The sequence below is a fragment of the Cryobacterium sp. TMT1-19 genome (assembly GCF_004403055.1).
In the GTDB taxonomy this organism is placed as follows: domain Bacteria; phylum Actinomycetota; class Actinomycetes; order Actinomycetales; family Microbacteriaceae; genus Cryobacterium; species Cryobacterium sandaracinum.
The window spans coordinates 80,022-100,590 of record NZ_SOHB01000053.1; the positions used below are offsets into that span (position 1 = coordinate 80,022).

At 68.4% G+C, this 20,569-nt stretch carries 14 protein-coding genes; 5 read left to right on the plus strand and 9 right to left on the minus strand.

What is annotated here, in order from left to right:
- Positions 1-377 precede the first annotated feature (377 nt).
- Positions 378-1,007 (minus strand): MBL fold metallo-hydrolase, encoded by a 630-nt coding sequence (locus E3T40_RS13735; protein ID WP_134544212.1) that lies wholly within the window; start codon positions 1,005-1,007, stop codon positions 378-380.
- Positions 1,007-2,101 (minus strand): S-(hydroxymethyl)mycothiol dehydrogenase, encoded by a 1,095-nt coding sequence (locus tag E3T40_RS13740; protein WP_104169654.1) that lies wholly within the window; start codon positions 2,099-2,101, stop codon positions 1,007-1,009. Before E3T40_RS13740 ends, E3T40_RS13735 begins: the two co-directional genes overlap by 1 nt.
- A gap of 650 nt (positions 2,102-2,751) precedes the next feature.
- On the opposite strand from E3T40_RS13740, the gene E3T40_RS17170 reads away from it, so the two are divergent.
- On the plus strand, positions 2,752-3,033 hold the full coding sequence (locus tag E3T40_RS17170; protein ID WP_233193961.1) for a TIGR00366 family protein: 282 nt from the start codon (positions 2,752-2,754) through the stop codon (positions 3,031-3,033).
- A gap of 275 nt (positions 3,034-3,308) precedes the next feature.
- Here E3T40_RS17170 and E3T40_RS13750 read toward each other — a convergent pair whose 3' ends face one another.
- The gene (locus E3T40_RS13750) at positions 3,309-5,591 is read right to left on the minus strand and encodes an FdhF/YdeP family oxidoreductase (protein ID WP_134544215.1); all 2,283 of its coding nucleotides are present in this window, start codon (positions 5,589-5,591) and stop codon (positions 3,309-3,311) included.
- Between the two features lie 187 nt (positions 5,592-5,778).
- Here E3T40_RS13750 and E3T40_RS13755 point away from each other — a divergent pair, with 187 nt between their 5' ends.
- Positions 5,779-6,726, plus strand: a complete 948-nt coding sequence (locus E3T40_RS13755) for a DarT ssDNA thymidine ADP-ribosyltransferase family protein (protein ID WP_134544218.1) — start codon at positions 5,779-5,781, stop codon at positions 6,724-6,726.
- Between the two features lie 228 nt (positions 6,727-6,954).
- Positions 6,955-7,608 carry a thermonuclease family protein gene (locus tag E3T40_RS13760; protein WP_134544221.1) on the plus strand — a complete coding sequence of 218 codons (654 nt, stop codon included), beginning with the start codon at positions 6,955-6,957 and terminating at the stop codon, positions 7,606-7,608.
- 94 nt (positions 7,609-7,702) lie between these two features.
- Here E3T40_RS13760 and E3T40_RS13765 read toward each other — a convergent pair whose 3' ends face one another.
- Positions 7,703-8,203, minus strand: coding sequence for a DUF6328 family protein (locus E3T40_RS13765; protein ID WP_134544224.1), 501 nt, complete (start codon positions 8,201-8,203; stop codon positions 7,703-7,705).
- A 63-nt stretch (positions 8,204-8,266) separates the two neighbouring features.
- Positions 8,267-11,110, minus strand: a complete 2,844-nt coding sequence (locus tag E3T40_RS13770; RefSeq protein ID WP_134544226.1) for a cation-translocating P-type ATPase — start codon at positions 11,108-11,110, stop codon at positions 8,267-8,269.
- Positions 11,111-11,250: 140 nt separating this feature from the next.
- Here E3T40_RS13770 and E3T40_RS13775 point away from each other — a divergent pair, with 140 nt between their 5' ends.
- On the plus strand, positions 11,251-11,559 hold the full coding sequence (locus E3T40_RS13775) for a hypothetical protein (RefSeq protein ID WP_134544229.1): 309 nt from the start codon (positions 11,251-11,253) through the stop codon (positions 11,557-11,559).
- A 56-nt stretch (positions 11,560-11,615) separates the two neighbouring features.
- On the opposite strand, the gene E3T40_RS13780 is transcribed toward E3T40_RS13775, so the two are convergent.
- From E3T40_RS13780 to E3T40_RS13790, 3 genes are all read right to left on the minus strand, one after another.
- Positions 11,616-11,966, minus strand: coding sequence for a hypothetical protein (locus tag E3T40_RS13780; RefSeq protein WP_134544232.1), 351 nt, complete (start codon positions 11,964-11,966; stop codon positions 11,616-11,618).
- Between the two features lie 142 nt (positions 11,967-12,108).
- A complete protein-coding gene (locus E3T40_RS13785) occupies positions 12,109-14,454 on the minus strand; it encodes a bifunctional diguanylate cyclase/phosphodiesterase (protein WP_166786646.1) in 2,346 nt (781 codons plus the stop codon).
- Positions 14,415-16,718, minus strand: coding sequence for a bifunctional diguanylate cyclase/phosphodiesterase (locus E3T40_RS13790; protein ID WP_134544236.1), 2,304 nt, complete (start codon positions 16,716-16,718; stop codon positions 14,415-14,417). The genes E3T40_RS13785 and E3T40_RS13790 overlap by 40 nt, the downstream gene beginning before the upstream one ends.
- 149 nt (positions 16,719-16,867) lie before the next feature.
- Between E3T40_RS13790 and E3T40_RS13795 the strand changes: the two genes are divergently transcribed.
- Positions 16,868-17,392, plus strand: a complete 525-nt coding sequence (locus E3T40_RS13795) for a flavodoxin domain-containing protein (RefSeq protein ID WP_104193986.1) — start codon at positions 16,868-16,870, stop codon at positions 17,390-17,392.
- Here the strand turns inward: E3T40_RS13795 and E3T40_RS13800 are convergent.
- The gene (locus E3T40_RS13800; protein ID WP_134544239.1) at positions 17,389-20,568 is read right to left on the minus strand and encodes a DEAD/DEAH box helicase; all 3,180 of its coding nucleotides are present in this window, start codon (positions 20,566-20,568) and stop codon (positions 17,389-17,391) included. The two genes, E3T40_RS13795 and E3T40_RS13800, sit on opposite strands and share 4 nt — an antisense overlap.
- Between the last annotated feature and the right edge of the window lies 1 nt (position 20,569).

Here is a 20,569-nt window from a genome sequence, read left to right on the forward strand (position 1 = left end):
TAACTCAGGAGAATGGCGAGCCTGATGAGTATGGGCCGGCATCGGCCGCGGAATCACGAGGCGGGTGCCGGCCGGGCACGGGGATCTCCTGAATTAGCCACAGTGGATGGCCCGAACCGACGGATGCCTGAGCCCGGTCAGGGTCGCCCGCGGGCAGCCGGTGTCCCGAACCAGCCTCCGCCGCAGTGTGGCTGACTCAGGAGATCTGACAACGCAATGCCTCTTGGCCGCACATGTGCCGCGGAATCACGCGGTGGGCGTCGCCGGCGCGTGGGGATCTCCTGAGTTAGCCACAGTCCGTGCTGCCAAAAACGGATTCTGACCACATCGGCGGCGCCGCTCGACGGATTTCCGGGGCAGTCTTCCGGGGTCACGCTCTAGTGGCCGCGGGCGATCCATTCATCCAGGTGCCCGGCCTCGGCGCCGATTGTCGTCGACTCGCCATGGCCGGTGAGCACGACGGTGCTCACCGGGAGCATCAGCAGCTTGCCTTTGATCGAGGCGAGGATCGTGGGGAAGTCGCTGAACGACCGGCCGGTCGCGCCGGGTCCGCCTTGGAACAAAGTGTCGCCGCTAAAGACCGTGCCGAGCGCGGGCGCATAGAAGCAGACGGCGCCGGGGGAGTGCCCCGGCGTGTGCAGCACCTCGAGTTCAATACCGGCCACCCGGATGCGCTGGCCGTTCTCGAGCGGACGGCTCGGCGGGGCATCCGGGTAGACCCGGTCCCACAGCATCATGTCGTCGGGGTGGAGGTAGGTCGGCGCGGTGTGCGCGGCCTGCACCCCGGCGACGGCACCGATGTGGTCGTCGTGCGCGTGCGTGCAGAGGATGCCCACCAGCTTGCGGTCGCCGACCGCGGCGAGGATGGCGTCGACGTCGTGGGCCGCGTCGACCACAACGCACTCGTCGTCGTCGCCGACGATCCAGACGTTGTTGTCCACGTCCCAGGTGCCGCCGTCGAGGCTGAAGCTGCCCGAGGTGACGAGGTGTTCGATCCGCGCCGTCATCAGAGCACGACCACGGAGCGCAGCACGTCGCCGCGGGCCATCTTCGCGAAGGCCTCCTCGATATGCCCGATTCCGATTCGTTCACTGACGAACCCGTCCAGCGGCAGGCGGCCCTGCAGGTAGAGGTCGGTGAGCATCGGGAAGTCGCGCTCCGGCAGGCAGTCGCCGTACCAGGACGACTTCAGAGCACCGCCCCGGCCGAACACGTCGAGCAGCGGGATCTCCAGCATCATCTCGGGGGTCGGCACGCCCACCAGCACGACGGTGCCAGCCAGGTCGCGGGCGTAGAACGCCTGCCGCCAGGTTTCGGGACGCCCGACGGCGTCGATCACGACATCCGCGCCGAACCCGCCGGTCAGTGCCTGCACGGCCGCGACCACGCCGTCCTCGTCGAGGCCGGCTGAGTCGATGGTGTGGGTGGCGCCCAGCGTCTGGGCGGTCGCGAGCTTCTTCGCGTCGCGGTCGATCGCGATGATGACGGATGCCCCGGCGAGCCGGGCCCCGACGACCGCCGCGTTGCCCACGCCGCCACATCCGATCACGGCGACCGAGTCGCCCCTGGTCACGTTGCCCGTGTTCATGGCGGCCCCGATGCCGGCCATGATGCCGCAGCCGAGCAGTCCGACGACCGCGGGGTCGGCGGCAGGGTTGACCCTGGTGCACTGTTTCTCGTGCACAAGAGTCTTTTCGGCGAAGGCGCCGATGCCGAGGGCGGGGCTGAGCTCGGTGCCGTCGGTGAGGGTCATTTTCTGGGTGGCGTTGAAGGTGTTGAAACAGTACCAGGGCTCGGCGCGCTTGCAGGCGCGGCAGTCGCCGCAGACGGCGCGCCAGTTCAGCACGACGAAGTCGCCCACGGCGACGTGGGTGACACCCTCGCCGACGACGCTGACCCGGCCGGCGGCCTCGTGGCCGAGCAGGAATGGGAACTCGTCGTTGATACCGCCCTCACGGTAGTGCACGTCGGTGTGGCAGACGCCGCAGGTCTCGATGTCGACGACGACCTCACCGGGTGCAGGGTCGGGGATGACGATGTCGACAAGCTCCACCGGCGCGCCCTTCGATCGAGCGATGACGCCTTTAACGGTGATCGACATGGGACTCCTCTGGGTTGGTGCCCGGACAGGCGGTGGTGGAACCCAACCACACTACCCAACCTCCTGCCCTGCCCTATCCAACCAATTCGACGGAGATTTTGCCAGAGAGAACCCGTTTCGGCCCGAAACAGGCTCGTAGAGGCAAAATCTCCGTCGAATTCGTTAGGGGTTCAGGGTGCGGATGCCGCGCGCGGAGCCACGCGACCGGCCGAGAACGCGACCGGCCGAGGCGCGACCGGTTACGCGAATTCCTGGCAGTGATCGCACCACCAGCCGCCGCCGACCGGCGCCATCGGGTCGTAGCAGAAAGCGCAGGTCGGTGTGGGGAGCACGTTATCGTCGTTCATTCGGAGTTCAGTTTCGATTCTGAAAACGAGTTCCCCAGCCCAGAGAAAGGCATTCGCGAGTTTTGAGTGTAGGTAGACCGCGACCCGGATGTCTAGGACAATTGACAATTCTGACTACGAACTTTCAAGTACGACAACGGATGCGCTCGGCGCGGCAGCACTCGCTCCGGCACCGGATCGGTGGTTTGACACCCCCGCTCGGGGCACATTGCGTCGGCCGGGTTGCGGACCCGGTCTGCGTTCAGGCAAGCACGCACCACCATCGGCCGGCTGGCGACGGTGCCGACGTGCGCCGCGACAGCCGTGAGCTTCGTGGTCCTGCTGTCAATGTCGGTGTCGTTTCTCAACGGGGGGCTCAGCCTGGTCTTCGCCGGGCTCCTGGCCCGGACGATCGCCCGCAGGGGCGACCTGCGCGTGGACTACCGGGTCCTCGGCGCCGCGGCCTTCAGGGGGCTCGGCGCGGTGTGGGCGCTCGGGCTGTCGTCGTCCGCGGCTCTGCTGCAGGCCACGGCCGCCTCCCTGCCGCCGGAGCTGCTCAAGGTCAGCGGCGTGCTCGACTTCGGTGCCACGATCTTCACCTGGTAGTCGCTCGTGCTGCGCACGGTGATGATGGCGCTCACCGTGAGCGTCACGCACCTGTCCGCGCCCCGCGGCGTCGCCATCCGCCTCGCGTCGCCATCCGCCTCGCGTCGACATCCGCCTCGTTGCGGGACTCGAGGTGAGCCTCGACGACCAGCCCGAAACTCCTGCTCTATCGTGTACATCCCACGGCAATCTTCGATTTCGACGTGCGGCCCTCCGCCGCCGGGCCGCAGCGGATCGGGCGCCCCGCTTTCGTTCTGGCCAGGGCGTGTATCTGGTCAGCGCGAGGGTTCCAGCCGCACCAGCACCGCCTTGGAGACGGGGGTGTTGCTGCCCTCCGCGGTGGAATCCAAGGGCACCAGCACGTTGGCCTCGGGGAAGTAGGCGGCGGCGCAGCCGCGGGCGCTCGGGTAGGCGACGAGCCGGAACCGCCGCAGCACCCGGTCGACGTTGTCGCTGAACTCGCTGTGCACATCGACGAGCATGCCGCTGATCAAACCCAGCTCCGCGACATCCTCCGGGTTGACGAAGATGACCTGGCGGCCGTTCTTGATGCCCCGGTAGCGGTCGTTGGGGCTGTAGATCGTGGTGTTGAACTGGTCGTGCGAGCGCAGCGTCTGCAGGAGCAGACGCCCCGGCGGCCGTTCGAGGGGCTCGAGTTCGTTGACCGTAAGCAGGGCCTTGCCGCTGGGGGTCGGGAACGTGCGCAGGTCGCGCGGCGCATGGGGGAGGGAGAAACCTTCCTGCTGGCGGATGCGCTGGTTGAAGTCGGCGAAGCCCGGAATGACGTGCGAGATGTGGTCACGGATGCTGTCGTAGTCGCTCTCGAAACCGGCCCAGTCGATCGAGGCGGTGCCGTCGAGGGCGGCCCGGGCGAGGCGCGACACGATGGCCACCTCGGAGAGCAGCTGATCCGACACCGGTGGGAGCAGGCCGGTGGACGAGTGCACCGCGGAGACCGTGTCCTCAACCGACACGAACTGCGCGCCGGTGGCCTGCAGGTCGATCTCGGTGCGGCCCAGGGTCGGCAGGATGAGCGCCTGGTCGCCGACCACAGCGTGGGACCGGTTCAGTTTGGTGGAGATCTGCACGCTCAGCACCGTCTTCTGGATTGCGGCCTCGGCGACGACGGTGTCGGAGATCGCGCCGACCAGGTTGCCGCCCAGGGCGATCCAGACCGTGACCAGGCCGTCGCGCATGGCGCGAATGGAGTCGACGCTGTCCAGGCCGTCCACGCGGGGCGGGTCGAACCCGAATTCTCGTTCCAGGGCGTCCAGGAACGCCGGTGGCATCTTCTCCCAGATGCCCATGGTGCGGTCGCCCTGCACATTGCTGTGCCCGCGGATCGGGGACGCCCCCGCGCCGGGCTTGCCGATGTTGCCGCGCAGCAGGAGCAGATTGATGATCTCCCGGATTGTCGGAACGGCCTTCTTGTGCTGGGTGATGCCCATCGCCCAGGTGATGATGACCCGGTCCGCCCGCAGATACCGGTCGGCCAGCTCGTCGATCTCGGCCGCGCGCAACCCCGTGGCCGCCAGGACCGCACCGTCATCCTGGTGGGCGAGGTGCTCGCGCAACTCCTCCAGCCCGACACAGTTCTCGCGCAGGAACGCATGGTCGAGCACGGTTCCGGGCCTGGCGGCCTCGGCGTCGAGCACCCGTCGGGAGAGGGCCTGCATGAGGGCCATGTCGCCGCCGAGCCGGATCTGCAGGTACTGGTCGGCCATCACGGTTCCGGCCCCGACGACGCCCCGCACCTTCTGCGGGTTCTTGTAGCGCATCAGCCCTGCCTCCAAGAGCGGGTTGATGGCGACGATGGCGGCGCCCGCCTCCTTCGCCTCTTCCAGCGCCGTGAGCATCCGCGGATGGTTGCTGCCCGGGTTCTGCCCCATGATGATGATCAGGTCCGCACGGGCGAAGTCGGCGTAGGTGACGGTGCTTTTGCCGATCCCGACGGTCTCCGCCATCGCGTGGCTGGTCGACTCGTGGCACATGTTCGAGCAGTCCGGCAGGTTGTTCGTGCCGAGCGCGCGCACGAACAGCTGGTAGAGGAAGGCCGCCTCGTTGGAGGTGCGACCGCTCGTATAGAACGTCGCCTGGTCGGGCGAGTCCAGTCCGCGGAGGGTGTCCCCGATCAGCTTGAACGCGGCGTCCCAGGTGATCGGCCGGTAGTGCTCGGACCCGGCCGGCTTGTGCACCGGCTGCACGAGGCGGCCTTGCATGCCGAGCCAGTACTCCGACTTCGTGAGCAGCTCTCTGATCGGGTTCTCGGCCCAGAATTCGGCCGGGATCGTGATCGGCGTTGCCTCCCAGGTCACCGCCTTGGCGCCGTTCTCGCAGAACTCGAACGTCTTGCGCCGATCGGGATCCGGCCAGGCGCAGCTCATGCAGTCGAAGCCGTCCCGCTGGTTCATCGCAGTCAGTGCCTTCAGGCTGCGGGGTACACCCATCTGCCGGAAGGCCGGCCCCATTGCATGGGTGACGCCTGGCACCCCCGCCGCCCATTCCCTGGGCTTGCCGACCTCGATCTTGTCCTCGTCGATATCGTCAACGCTGCTCATACGTCGGTAGTAGCACCCTTCGCCGGGAGCGACAAGGCATGTGCGACTCACCCTCAGGCCGAAATGGGCCGAACGGATCCCGCCATCGGTCACCACGAGGTCAGAAATGACCGTACCGTTGATATGTGGTCTTCAAGCATCGGACTTGAAGAGTGTGGGGGCCACGCACACGAAAGGTTTTTCTAGCTTGAGCGACGAATGCATCCATGGACTCGAGGGCGGCCTCTGCGCCAGCTGCTTCCCGAAGGCCGCTCCCGAAATCGTGCCCGGCGTGGCCACCCGCGCCAGCCGGAGCAAGTCGACGGGCCGCGCACCGTCGCTTCGCAGTTCGCCGTCACCGCGCACCGTCACCCTGGGCGGACCCAACCCCACCCTGAGCGCGAAGACCGCTACCGCGAAGGCGGCCACCGCCAAGGCCGCCAGCACTCTGAAGCCCGTCAGGAGCACGAAATCCTCCCACGACAACGTCGGTGAGCAGCGGATCTACCACGTCACCCACATCCGCAACCTCGCCGGCATCCTGAACAGCGGGCGCCTGCTTGCCGACGCGAGCGACGCCTGGACCGCCCGGCCGGTCGTCGACCTGTCGTCGGCACCTCAGCGCGCGGCCCGGCGTGCCGCGCTCGTCGCCGGAGACGACAGCGCGAGCGTCGCCTGCTACGTGCCGTTCTTCCTCTCGCCCAATGCGCGCCTGTGGGACAGCCTCCTCACCGAATCCAACGACCCGCGCCTGTCGCCGGAGGCGCACCGCTCCCCGACGTACGACTTCGTCATTCTGGTCAGCACGGTCAAGAAGCTCCTCGACGCCCAGGCCGGCGCCGAGGAAACCGTCGCAGCGAGCGTCGCGGTGACCAACGGGGATGCCGCGGGGGCCCTGACCAGGTTCGGCTCTGCTCCCGAGACTGCCGACCGCATGCTGCGTTCGCTGCGCGCCGATCAGGAATCACAGAAGATCCGGGAGGCGGAACTGCTCGTCACCGAGTCGTTCCCGTTCGAGTTGGTCACGCTCGTCGGCGTCGCCAACGACAAGGTGCGCGACGCGGTGCGCAGCCTTTTCGCCGCCGGGGCGCACAAGCCCAAGGTCGTCGTGTACCCGCCGTGGTTCCACGCCGTGGAGGAAACCGCAGCGCCCTAGCCGGTCAGACGTCCGGAGCGCCCTCTCGCCACGTGCCCGGCCTGCCCTGTCCGGCGTCGAACCAATTCGACGGAGATTTTCGTGAAAAACAGCTTTTTCGGAGTTTTCGGGGCCGATTCCGGCAAAATCTCCGTCGAATTCGTTCGGGACGGAGGTGCTCCCGGGCCTCGGACTCGTCAGACACGGCGGGTGGCGTGTGCCTGCCTGGCTCTGCCCTAGTCTCGGGGAATGGGTGGACGACAGGGCCGCTCGCGCGTGCCGATCGGTGTTCTCGTTCTCGGAGTACTCGGCTTCGCCTGGGTCCAGCAGTCAGAATTCCTGGCGACCGAGTTCGAGAGCATGCTGAGCTCGGTGAGCCAAGGCTCCGGCCAGAGCTCCGGCGAGAGCACCGGCCCGGTGGCGACCGCCGCGGACGGCACCGTCGAGACAGCGGTCGGCGGCATCCCCGCACGACCGAGCGGAGCCGTCCCGATGACCGTGGAGCATGTGCATGATGGCGACACGCTCTTTCTGCGAACGGACCAGCCGAACGCCCTGGTGGCGACGACGGATGCCGTCAAGGTACGACTGCTCGGAATCGATACGCCGGAGGTGGGGGACAGCGCCGAATGCTTCGGCGATCAGGCCGCGGAGCAGTTGCGGGCACTCCTCCCCGATGGCAGCCGCACCTGGGTCACCGCCGACCAGGACCCGACTGACCGATACGGCTGTAGCCTGTTCTATCTCTGGACCGGGGATGGGCGATTCGTCAACTACGAGCTCGTCGCCGGCGGCGTCGCCGAGTCGCTGATGATCCCGCCGAACGACGCGCACTACCCGCTGCTGCGTACGGCCGAGGACGCCGCAACGACGGGAGGCGCGGGCCAGTCGGGCGCCTGCTGATGCGGCGGAGCCGTCCCACCGATATCCCCGCGTCGTCCCCCGCCAGTCGTCCCCCGCCAGTCGTCCGCCGCCAGTCGTCCGCCGCCAGTCGTCCTCAGCGCTTCGCCCGGCGCGGCAGGACCAGCCAGACCGCCACGATGACCAGTAGTACCGCGGCCCCGGCCACCTGACCGGCCGTTCGGCCCAGCACCACGTCGAAGACCAGCAGGGTGGTGCCGGCGAGGATCACGGCGACACCGACCAGTGTGGCCCGCACGAGCACGTCGGCGACCCGCACGATCTGCTTCATCGCATGCTTCCCGAAGAGCAGCCGGTGAAGGCTGACCGGCCCGAGCGCCAGAACGGTGGTGGTGGTGGCCGTGGCGACAAGAATCAGATACACGGTCAGTTGGTACAGGTCGAGTTCGGTGAACCGCGGTTGGAAGGCGAGGGCGAGCAGAAAACCACCAACGATCTGGGTGCCCGTCTGGGTGACTCTGAGCTCCTGCAACAGCGAGAGCCAATTGCGGTCGAGGCGCTGGACATCCGTTTCGTTGCGGCGGGGCGCGGATGCCGACTCCGTCGCCGTGGGTTCCGGTGGTCCTGACAGGCTCATGCCCCGATCGTAATGCGCTTTGCGGAAACGAGATCGCACGCGTCCAGCACGGAACGGGAGAGGTCAGGCGCGCACCCTCAGGATCCACTTGCGCAGTTCCTCGACCCACAGCACGACGGATGCCATGCCCACGCAGACGGCCCAGTGCAGAGGGTCCATCGAGGTGGTGCCGAACGCGGTCTGCAGGAGCGGGAGTTCGACCACGGCCACCTGCAACAGGATCGCGAGCAGGATCGCCCCCCACAGCCACGGGTTCACGAACAGCCGGTGGAACGCGGTGGTCAGCTCGGAGCGCGCGTTGAGTGTGTTGAACAGCTGGGCGAAGACCAGGGTGGTGAACCCCGCGGTGCGGGCCACGGTGAGGCCGTCCGTGCCGGGTTCCAGCGCCGGCAGCAGCCCGCCGGGCAGGAACAGGTCGATCGTGGCGAGGGTGACCACCGCCATCACCAGGCCGGTCGACATGATGCCCACCCACATGCGCAGGTCGATCATACGGTCGTTGATCCCGCGCGGGGGGCGGGCCATCACGTCGTCGATCTCCGGGTCGACGCCCATCGCCAGGGCCGGGCCGGAGTCAGTGATCAGGTTGATCCAGAGGATCTGGGTGACCAGCAGGGGCAGCACCACGGTCTCGCTGCCGGCGCCGGTCAGGCCCAGCACCCCGGCGAGGAGCACGCCGAGGAACACGGTGAGCACCTCGCCCATGTTCGAGGACAGCAGGTACCGCAGGAACTTCTTGATGTTGTCGAGGACGACCCGGCCGGCCCGCACCGCGGCGACGATGGTGGCGAAGTTGTCGTCGACCAGGATCATCTTCGCGGCCTCCTTGGTCACCTCGGTGCCCGTGATGCCCATGGCCACGCCGATGTCGGCGGACTTCAGGGCCGGGGCGTCGTTGACGCCGTCGCCGGTCATCGCCACGATGTCGCCGTTGGCCTGCAGGGCGTCGACGATCCGCAGCTTGTGCCGCGGGGAGACGCGGGCGAACACGGATGTGCCGCGCACCGCCTCCCGTAGCCCCGGCTCGTCGAGGTGGTCGAGGTCTGCTCCCGCCAGCGTCGTCGACCCCGGTTCGACGATCCCCAGGTCGCTCGCGATCCGCGCGGCCGTGGCGGGGTGATCGCCCGTGATCATGATCACGCGCACGCCCGCCCGGTGGGCTTCCTGGACGGCTGACGTCACCTCGGCGCGGGGCGGGTCGATGATGCCGACCACCCCGGCGTAGATCAGGTCCTGCTCGTCGGCCTCGTCCAGCGGCGCCGTGTTCTCGTCGGCGACTCGGTAGGCGACACCCAGGGTGCGGAAGGCCTGGGCCGAGAGCGCCTGGATGTCGGCAAGCATCCGTGGCCGCTGCTCGGCGGTCAGAGGTACGACCGTCTCGCCGACTTGCACGTAGGCGCAGCGCTCGAGGAGCACGTCGGGCGCGCCCTTGCTGAAGATGCGCAGGCTGTCGTCGCCGGTCTCCTGGTGCAGGGTGGACATCATCTTGCGTTCCGAGGTGAAGGGCATCTCACCCCGACGTTCGAACCGGGCCATGTGCCCGGTGGTGCCCTCGAGTTTGGCCGCGGCCACCAGGAACGCGGCCTCCGTGGGGTCACCCTGGATCTCCCACTCGCCGTCGTGCTCGGTCAGCTGGGCGTTGCCGGCGAGGGAACCGACGCCCAGCACCAGCTGGGCCTCAAAGCGGAGTGCCGGGTCTGTGAGCGGTTCGTCGCCCTGGCGCAGTTCGCCCTCGGGGCGGTAGCCCACCCCGGTCACGTCCACCCGGCCGGAGGCGGTCAGCAACTGCTGGATCGTCATCTCGTTGCGGGTTAGCGTGCCGGTCTTATCGCAGCAGATCACGGATGCGGAGCCCAGGGTCTCCACGGATTTCAGGTTCTTGACAACGGCGTTCTGCCGCGCCATCCGTTGTATCCCGATGGAGAGGATCACCGACAGGATTGCCGGCAGCCCCTCGGGAACGGCTGCGACCGCGAGGGATACCCCGAGCAGGAACACGGTCACGAAGTCGGCGGGCGTGGACACGCCCTGCACGAGCACGATGGTGAGCATCACGACCGTGGCGATCGCGATCACGACGACGCTGAGCAGCTTGCCGATGTGGCCGATCTCGGTTTGCAGCGGGGTGGGGTGCGCCTCGGTGCGGTCAAGCATCGTGGCGATGGCGCCGACCTCGGTGTTCATGCCGGTTCCGGTGACGATGCAGCGGCCGACGCCCTGGCTGACGGCGGTGCCCTTGAAGACCATGTTCAGGCGATCGCCGAGGGCGGCCGCGGCGGGAAGGGTGCGCGGGTTCTTGGTGACGGCCTCGCTTTCGCCGGTGAGGGAGGCCTCCGCGATCCGCAGCGAACTCGCCTCGGTGAGGCGGGCATCCGCCCCCACGCTGTCGCCCTCACCCAGAACCAGCAGGTCGCCGCGCACCAGCTCGGTGCTGGGCACGGTGGCGAGCAGGCCGTCGCGCATGACGGTCGAGGATGCCGCTGTCATGGTGGACAGGGCGGCCACGGCGTTGTCGGCGCGCGCCTCCTGCACCAGGCCGAGCACGGCGTTGAGCACTAAGATCACGGCGATCACGATGGCGTCCACGGGCAGGCCGGGTGCCCCCTCGATCAGCCAGGCGCCGAGCGACACCGCGGTGGCGACCAGCAGCAGGTAGATCAGAGGGTCGTTGAACTGGGCCAGGATCCGGCGCCAGAACGGCACCGGGCGCACGCTGCGCAGCTTGTTCGGGCCCTCGGCCGCGAGGCGACGCGCGGCTTCGGCGCCGGTGAGGCCCCGGGCGGCGTCGGTCTCGAGCCGGCGGGCGATCTCGGCGGCATCGGTAACGGCGGGATCGACTGCGAGACGCTCGATCGGGTCCGATATTTCCGATTGAGCTGATTTCTCCGATTGAGCAGACGCGTCCATCGGGTGGGTTCCTCGTTTCCGGGAGTGCCGGGTCGGTCTGGCCCGCGGCTCCACCCAGTGTAGAACCGGGCCGCGGCCGGCGCTGCGTCGGTGCCCGTCGGTGCCCGTCGGTGCCCGTCGGTGCCTTTCGGTGCCTTTCGGTGCCTTTCGACATCCCGTCCGTCCCGGCGTACCTTCCACAATGGGGGTTCGCGACGGCGGATGCTGCTGGGTCGACTGCGACAGATCCCGCCTGGAGCGAAGCCCACGACATCAACGACTGGCTGAACGACAACGGCTACACCGACCTTGTCGACGGAGTGCTGCTCTGCCACCCACACCACCTGCTCCTGCACAACCAGCAATGGAGCATCATCCGAACCGAAACGGACTACTGGCTTCGACCACCAGTCGAAGTCAATCCGGACCAGACCCTGATCGCACTCCCCAGCAAGCGGGCGAACCCGTAATCAGGGCGCAGGCTTGATTGCCGTCCTTGCCGTCCTTGTTTCGGGGGATTGGCGGCTCAGCGCCAGAGGGTGGAGTCGATCTGGATGGCCACCACATAGAGATGCTGACCCTGCTCGATCTTCTCGACCTCGTAGACGCGCACGGGTGTCTGCGGCACGGTGTCCATCGGTCGTCCGACGCCTATCCCGTAGGTGACGTAGCCCTCGAAATCTCCCGCCGGAGCGTAGCGGGTGATCGCGCCGTAACCGAGGACTTCCGGCGGCGCGGTGCCGGGGGAAGCCCCCCCCCCCGGGAAATCGGCGTCGGCGCAGGCGAGGCCGGTGCGGAACCGGTGGCCGAACCTGTGGCCGAACCCGTGGCCGATGGCGAGGCGCCACCGCCGAAATCGGGGTCCCAGGGAGCACACGCCGTCGCAGCCAGGGTGGTAATCAGGAGAAGAGGGACCACCAGCATCCGTCGCAGTGGTGAACGTCGCCGCGTCATGATGATCCCCAATCCGCGTCCCGGTGGTCTCCCCACGGGAACAGGGCGCGCTTTGCAGGGGGGGTCTACACCTCGGCCGGCTCCGCGACAAGGTCACCGGGCGGCACGGCGGGTGCGACCTCACGCGCGTGCGCCGACGCGGTATCTGCGACTCGTCGGTCGGCGAGCCAGGTGTCCAGCTCGGCGGCGGAAACCGGCTGCGACAGGTGGAAGCCCTGCGCGAAGTCGCAGCCGAAGCCGACCAGCTGGTCGTAGGCGGCGTCGCTGTCTACACCCTCGGCCACCATGCGCAGCCCCAGACTGTGGGCCAGCGCAATCGTCGAGGAAACCAGGGTCGCGGCTCGGGCATCGCCGGCCATCGGGAAGACGAAGGATCGGTCGAGCTTGAGCTCGTCGATGGGCAGATCGCGCAGGTAGGCGAGCGAACTGTAGCCGGTGCCGAAGTCGTCGACGGAGATGCGGATGCCCTGCTCTCGTAGCCGGGTGAGGATGCCTCGGGCCCGGCCCCGGTCATTGAGCAGGAATTCCTCGGTGATCTCCAGGGCCAGGATCGACGAGGGCAGACCGCGGGCGGCGATCATGGCACCGATCCGGTCCGGCAGTTCCGTGTCGAACAGTGAGCTGGCCGACAGGTTCACGGCGATGGTCAGCGGATGCCCCTGCGCCTGCCAGAGCACGGCCTGGTCCAGCGCCTGCCGCAGCACGACCTGCGTCAGGGTGTGCATCAGCCCGGCCTCCTCGATGATCGGCACGAACTGATCGGGCAGCAGCAGGCCGCGCTCGGGGTGGTTCCAGCGCACAACGGCCTCGACGTCCCGCACCGCGCCGCTGCCGAGGTCGACCTTGGGCTGATAGTGCAGCACCAGCTGCTCATCGGTGAGAGCGAGGCGCAGTTCGGCCAGGGTGCGCAGCCGGGTCTCGCCGTGGCTGTCGTCGTCGCTGTCGTATACGTGGTGGCCACCGCGGCTCGTTTTCGCCTCGTACATGGCCATGTCGGCCTTGCGGAGCAGCGCCGTCAGGTCTTTGCCCTGGTCGGGATAGAGGGAGATTCCGACACTGGCGCTGGTCTGCAGCGTGATGCCGTCCAGAATGAACGGCTCGGCCAGCGCGGCACGCAGTTTGACGGCCACCGTCAGGGCATCCTCCCGCGCGGAGTCCGTGAGCAGGATCGCGAACTCGTCGCCGCCGAGGCGGGCCAGGAGGTCTCCGGCACGCAGCTGCCGGTTCAAACGGATGCCGACCTGGATCAGCAGCCGGTCACCCACGTCATGACCGAGGCTGTCGTTGACCTCCTTGAACCGGTTAAGGTCCAGCAGCAGCAGGGCACTCGTCCGGCCCTCGACCGCTGCCAGGCGGGTGGGCACGTCCGCATTGAATGCGCGGCGGTTGCGCAGACCGGTGAGGTCGTCCGTTCGCGCCAGTAGGTTCAGAACCCGTTGCCGGCCGACCAGCGGCACCACCGCCAGCGCCATGGTTGCCCCGGCCAAGGCCACGGCGAGGTTTGACACCGTGACCTGGCTGGCGAGGATCAGAACCCCGAGTCCGGCGATCGTCGACACCATCGGCACGGCCAGAGCGGACACGGTTGTGGCCGTGGCCGCGGCCCTGCGATCCCGAACCGGGCGCGGGAGGGAGGTGCTGTCCACCCAGAGCGCAATCAGTACGACCCCAATGTTCCAGGTCGCGTCGAGCGGGGTGCCCACCGTGTACAGGTCACCCTGCAGTGCGAAGACGGTGTCGGCGCCGGCGAAGACCACCAGGCCGGCGACGAGGAGCATCCAGCGCTTCCCGGCCTCCAAGCCGTGCGACGCCACGATCCCGGCGAGCGACGCCACCACCAGCAGGTCGAGCGCCGGATAGGCGGCCGCGATGACGGCACCGAGGCTGAGCGGGTCCGCGGCGGCGGAATCGAAGACGGGGCTGAGGATGACGGCCAGCACTGCGGCGGCACCCAGGGAACCCACGGCGGTGTCCAGGAAGACGGACCAGGCCGATCCGCGCAGTTGCCGGTTCACGAGCACCGCCAGCGCCCAGAGCAGGAGCAGGTAGAACAGCAGATAGCCGATGTCGGCCGGCGAGGGAAACGGTGACGCACCGTCGGCATCCGCGCTGACGAGGTAGTAGGTGTCCGCCAGGGCGTTCATGGTCAGAGCGGCGGTGGCGAGGCCCACCTCGATCTGCCCGCGCCCGACCCGGTAGACGGCGGCGCAGCCCACGAGCACGGGTGCCCACACCGAGAGCATGGCGAGCCAGCCGTCGACCAGGGGGCTGAAGTCGTCGCCCTTCAGGGCCAGGCCGAGGGTGTAGGCGATGACCAGTACCAGCATGAGCGTCAGCGCGCCGAAGCGGAACCGCTCACGGGTGCCGCCGGTCATGGCAGGGCCGCCGCGCTCTGCCTTGCGGTCAGCCACTCGTCGAGTGCCGCGGCGGAGATGGGGCGTGACATGAAGTATCCCTGGGCGAAGTCGCATCCGTAGCGCACCAACTCGTCGTAGGCGACGCTGTTCTCCACGCCCTCGGCGACCATTTTCAGGCCGAGGCCGTGCGCGAGGTCGATCGTGGAGGCCACCAGCGCGGCGGCCCGGGCGTCGTCGGCCATCGGGAAGATGAAGGACTGGTCCAGCTTGAGCTCGTCGATGGGCAGGTCACGAAGATAGGCGAGCGAACTGTAACCGGTGCCGAAGTCGTCGACGGAGATCCGGATACCACTGGCGCGCAACCGGGTCAGGATGTCCCGGGCTCGGTCGCGGTCGGCCATCAGGAAGTCCTCGGTGATCTCGAGCATCAGCGCGGTGGGCAGAAGACCGCGGGCCGACAGCATGGTGCCCACCCGTTCGGGCAGATCGGCGTCGATCAGTGAGCTGGCGGACAGGTTCACCGCAACCGTCAGGGTACGGGCCTGGGCCGACCAGAGCACGGACTGGTCCAACGCCTTCCGCAGAACCTCCTGGGTCAGCGCGTGCATGAGACCGGCCTCTTCGACCAAGGTCAGGAACTGGTCGGGAAACAGCAGACCGCGCTCGGGGTGGTTCCAGCGCACGAGGGCCTCGACGCCGGAGACGAACCCGGTCTTCAGGCAGATCTTCGGCTGGTAGTGCAAAACCAGCTGGTCCTCGGTCAGGGCGAGGCGCAACTCCTGCAGGGTGCGCAGCCGGGCGTCACCGTGGCGGTTGTCCGCGCTGCGGTAGACGTGGTGGCCGCTGTGGGTCGCCTTCGCCTTGTACATCGCCATGTCGGCCTTGCGCAGCAGTGCGGTCAGGTCATCGCCCTGGTCGGGGTAGAGCGCGATTCCGATGCTCGCGCTGGTCTGCAGGGAAATGCCTTCCAGGGTGAACGGCTGGGCCAGGGTGGCCCGGAGTTTGTTGGCCACCGCCTCGGCCTCCACCTGGTCGGTGTGCTCGAGCAGGATGGCGAACTCGTCGCCGCCCAACCGCGCGAGCAGGTCACCGGACCGCAGTCCTTCCAGCAGACGACGGCCGACCTGCACGAGCAACCGGTCGCCGGCGTCATGCCCGAGGCTGTCGTTGACCTCTTTGAAGCGGTCCAGGTCCAGCAGCAGCAGCGCCCGGTTCCGGCTCCTGTCGTCGGCCAGTCTCGACGAGACCTCGGCGTACAGTGCACGCCGGTTCGGCAGACCGGTCAGCTCGTCGGTCTTGGACTGGCGACGCAGGGCCACCTGCCGGGAGACCAGGGGAATGGCTGCGAGGGCCAGGGTCGCCGCCGCCAGCCCGATCGCGATGTGGGGAACCGGCGTCTGGCTGGCGAGGAGCAGCACACCCAGGCCGGCCGCGGTCGACACCGCCGGCAGCGCCAGGGCCGCCACGCCGTTGGAGGAGTTGTTCCGAACCAGATCGGGCCGCGACGAGGCATCCGCCCACACCGCGATCAGGGCCAGACCCACGGCCCAGCCGGCGTCCAGAGGAGTGCCGAGAACGTAGCTGGTTTCGAGCATCGCGAAGACGAGACCGGTGGACGTGAACATCAGCAGGCCGAAGATGAGGAGGATCCAGCGGCGGCCGGCAACCGGGCCCTGCGAGGTGGTGAGTGCGACGACGACGGCAACCAGCAGCAGGTCGAACAGTGGGTAGGCGACGGCGGCGGCGATGGCCTTGTTCGCCCCGGCCGCGTCGACTGAGTTCGCCATCGGGCCGAGCAGCACGGCCAGCACCGAGGCCGCGCCGAGTGCACCGATGGCGCTGTCCAGCACCACCGACCAGACCATGCCGCGCAGCTGGCGGCGCACCATGATGACCAGCACGAATAGCATGAGGGCGAAGAACAGGAAGTAGCCGACCTCGCTCACGCGGGGGAACATCTCGGCGCCCCAGATCAGCATCCACAGGGAATAGGAATCGACGATCGCGATGATGGTGACCGCCGCGGCCGTGAGCAGGAGTTCGGGATGCCGGAATCGCGCCAGACCGCTGGCCGCGATCCGCACTCGGCTCCGTGAGCGCTTGCGCATCACGGCGGCCCAGCACACGACGACCATGGACAACTTCAGGAGGGACGCCAGCCAGCCGTCGACGAAGAGGTGGAATCCGTCGTCGGGCATCAGCAGGCCGATGACGTAGCTGCCCAGGAACACGGCCATCAGCCAGGCGGGCCAGGAGGCGCTCCTGGCAAAGAAACCTCGAACTAGGCGGCCGTAGGGCGCCCCTGAATCCAACTGCACGGAACCCCCACGTTATCTAAACTCAGATTAGCAGCGGCGGGAGACGGAGAACCAACCGACCCGCTCGATTGGGGGTGGGGAATCGTGGACGGGGCGCGGCGGCGCACCGCCCTACGATTGAGTGAACGACCGACGAGCTGGAGGCAATCATGACGACACTGGTGGGGTTTTCGAGCAAGTACGGAGCCACCGAGGGAATCGCCGAGCGCATCGCCCGCAAACTGCGGGAGGCCGGGCAGGATGCCGTGGCCCGGCCGGTCGCATCCGTTGACCAGGTGGACGAGTACGACGCCTTCGTGATCGGCAGTTCCGCCTACATGGGGTCGTGGCGCAAGGACGCGACGGAGTTCGTGCGGCGCCACCAGGAACTGATCACGGCGCATCCGGTGTGGCTGTTCAGCAGCGGGCCGCTGGGCACCGCGGGGAAGGACGCCCAGGGGCGAGATCTGCTCAAGGAGAGTGAGCCGAAGCAGTTCGAGGAGTTCGGCCAGTCGCTCCAGCCGCGCGGAATGCGGGTGTTCTTCGGTGCGCTCGACCCGACCGTGCTCGGCCGCCGGGACAAACTTGTGCGGCGCATCCCGAGTGGGCGCGAGCTGCTGCCCGAGGGCGACTTCCGCAACTGGGTCGCGATCGACGAATGGGCGGCGGAGATCGCCCGGGAGCTGTCCGTCTAACTCTCCAGCAGGCTGCGGATGTCGTCGGCCGTGAGGTTTCCACTGAACCCCGGCGCATCCGCTGGGGCGTCGCCCAGCACCTGGTCGAAGAGCTCGGCCTTGTGTTTCTGCAGGGCCATGACCTTCTCCTCGATGGTGCCGGTGGCGACCATTCGGTAGACCATCACGTTCTTCGTCTGGCCGATGCGGTGGGCGCGGTCGATGGCCTGCGTCTCGGTGGCCGGGTTCCACCACGGGTCGAGCAGGAAGACGTAGTCCGCCTCGGTCAGGGTGAGGCCGAACCCGCCGGCCTTCAGACTGATCAGGAACACCGGCTCACTGCCGGTCTTGAACCGGTCGATCACCTCGGAGCGGCGCAGGGTGGACCCGTCGAGGTAGCAGTAGGGGATGCCCCGGGCCTCGAGCCGCGCGGCCGCCTTCTTCAGGAACGACGTGAACTGGCTGAAGACGAGCGCGCGGTGACCTTCGGCGACGACGTCATCCAGCTGTTCGAAGAGGGCGTCGAGTTTGCTGGACGACACTCCGGCGTACTTCTCGTCGACCAGGGACGGGTCCAGGCTGAGCAGCCGCAGCAGGGTCAGCGAGCGGAACACGATGAACCGGTTTTTGTCGAGGTCGTCGATCAGGCCGAACAGCTTCTGCCGTTCCCGCTGCAGGAACGTGTCGTAGAGCGCGCGGTGCCGGAGGTTCAGCTCGATCTCAAGCACCTGCTCCTGTTTGGGCGGCAGCTCGGGGGCGACGACCGCCTTGGTGCGACGCAGCAACAGTGGGCGGATGCGCCGGCGCAGCCGCGTGAGCACCTCGGGGGTGTCGCCGCGGTCGATCGGGCGCACATACTCCTCCGTGAACCGCCGAAGGGAGGGGAACAGGCCCGGTGCCACGATCGCGAACAGGGCATGCAGCTCGAGCAGGCTGTTCTCCATCGGCGTGCCCGTGAGCGCGAGCTTGAACGGCGTCGTCAGGTCGCGGGCACACAGGTGCACCCGGGTGGCACGATTCTTCACGAATTGTGCCTCGTCCAGGATCAGCCCGGCCCAGCCGTGCGCCTGGTAGGCCTCGAAGTCGAGACGGAACAGCGTGTAGGAGGTGAGGACGACGTCGGCGCCGGCCGCGGCATCCGTCAGCGGGATGCCGCCGGCCGCCTCGGTGGCTGTGATCACCCGAACGTCGAGGCCGGGCGTGAAGCGGGCGGCCTCGGAGCGCCAGGTGGCGACGACGGATGTCGGGGCGACGACCAGGAACGGCCGCCGCTGGGCCGGGTCGGCCGGGTGGGCGTGCCCGGCCGGGTGGGCGTGCCCGGCTGGGTGGGCCTGCCCGGCCGGCTGCGCGGTCGCGTGCGCCAGGAGTGCGAGCGTCTGCAGGGTCTTGCCGAGGCCCATGTCGTCGGCGAGGATTCCGCCCAGCTGGTGCTGCCAGAGGAAGGTCAGCCAGGTGAAGCCCTGCGCCTGGTATGGGCGCAGGGTGGCGTGCACGGCGGCCGGCAGCGGGGTGGGCGGGGCGTGCGGGGCGTGCTCGGCGTCGTCGGCGCCCTTGGACAAGCCGATCAGCCCGGACACGGCCGCCCGCCACGCCACGGCCTGCTCGGTGTCGTCGGCGAGGTCCTCGAAGTCGCTCCAGAGGGCAGCCTGGTAGCGGCTGATGCGCAGGCCGGTGTCCCATTCCTGCAGGGCGCGGGCCTCGGTGATCAGTTCGTGCAGGCGCTCGAAAGCCGGCTGCCGCAGCGACAGGTAGCTGTTGTCGACCAGCAGGAGCTTCGCCTGCCCCTTCGCCAAAGCTTTAAACAGCGGGCCGAACGGCACGCTCCGACCATTGATCGTGACGATCACGCCCAGGTCGAACCAGTCCCGCTGGTCCGTCTCGACCGTGCTGATTGTGAGCTCAGGAGTCTCGGTCAGTTCGCGGTAGTCGGGCCGGGTGCCGCGGATGTCCACGCGCACGCCGGGCAGCGTCTCCAGCCGCGGGAGCGCACGTTCGGCCACCTCGGCCGCATCGATGCCGCGCAGGGTGACGGATGTCGCGGCCGGGCCTGCGTCGGGGTGGCCGGCCTCCTCGAGGAGACGCCTGGCCCGCTCGTGGATGACCCGTTCGGTGGGCTCGTCGCGGCTTCCGTTCGAGGGAGACGTGGGCGGGGGCGTGGATGTGGATGTGGATGTGGATGTGGATGTGGATGTGGATGTGGACGACAGCATGGGCAGCTTCTTCAGCAGGGAACCCTCGCGGTACTCCCAATGCCAGGCCAGCTCCAGCGCCTGCCTCGGCCGGAACCAGGCGGTGAGCACGAGCAGAGGTGGGTCGGCCTGGGGGAAGCGCACGGAGCCATCCGTGCTGATCACCGGCAGGGTGCGCCGCAGCGCCGGATAGAAGTCGCTCAGGAACTCGGCCGTCTCGTCGGCAGGCACGAGAACCGTGCCGGGCGCACCGAGCAGCCGGCGCTGCTCGGCGGTGAGCGGACCGTCGACGGTCGGGGCCAGGGTGAATACCGGGCGCGGCCCGAGGGCATAGCCGTAGATCCCGTGGCCGCCGATCGCCCCGGAACGCTCGGGGGGATGCGGGGTGCCGTCAAACAGGAGCCGGGTGGTCAGGAGCAGACCCTGGGTGCCGGCGGCGCCTGTGTTGCTGAACGCGCCGGCGGCGTTCCGGCTTGCGTCGAGGCTCACGTGGGCCGCGCGGCCCACGCTGACCGTGGCATCCTTCGTGCTGCCCACGAGACGCAGCCCCAGGGTCTCGGCCTCGTCGAAGAGGGTCCAGAGCAGCGGGCTGGCGAAGTCGTCGAGGTAGATCCAGTCCGTCTCCTGGCTGGTGTAGACGCCGCGCACGGCCCGGTGCAGGGCCAGGATCTGGCTCAGCCAGCGGTGGTGCTCGCGGTTGAGGTTGAGGCGGTTGCGGTAGAAGCCCAGTTGGTTCCACGTCACGTCCGTGCGTACCCAGTTGCCACGGGCGCTTCGGATGACCGGGCGCACCCCGAGCCGGATCTCGCCCTGCCCGGGGCGCACGTTCGTGACCGGCCGGGCCGTCGCACCACGCCAGCGGTCGTTCGTGCGGGGCGTCTGCTCGCGCAGCTCGAATTGGAGGCCCATCGGAACGGGCGGATCGGTGGTCCCACCCGGTTCGCCGGGCACGGGTCCCGCGATCCGCTTCCAGTCCGCCCGCGCCGGGGGAGACCCGGCGTCAGACATG